Annotated in this window: 1 protein-coding gene; it reads left to right on the top strand. The window is 32.1% G+C overall.

Annotated features, from left to right (window positions below):
- Positions 1 to 240: ATP-binding protein (locus SB724_RS21635; RefSeq protein WP_410573113.1), on the top strand; the 240-nt coding region annotated here is incomplete at both ends.

The raw sequence follows: 240 nt of genomic DNA, 5'->3' as shown, positions 1-240 counted from the left end.
AAATCGATCTGGCGATTCAGAATGATGAGCTGGATAAGAAAAACCTGAATTTCTTAAACGAGGTTAAAAATGATCTCCGAAGAATGTCCGGACTGAATAAATCCTTGTTAATGCTTTCGAAAATTGATAACAATCAATTTGCAAAAACCGTGAATGTTAATTTTAATGAACTGATCAGTGAGCTGCTTAATGAATATCAGGATTTTATAGAATACAAGAAAATTGAGGTTAATCTAGTAG

The sequence above is a fragment of the Bacillus sp. SIMBA_031 genome, assembly GCF_046535225.1.
In the GTDB taxonomy this organism is placed as follows: domain Bacteria; phylum Bacillota; class Bacilli; order Bacillales; family Bacillaceae; genus Bacillus; species Bacillus velezensis.
The sequence above is the reverse complement of the archived record's forward strand: the minus strand, read 5'-3'. Positions and strand labels throughout refer to the sequence as shown.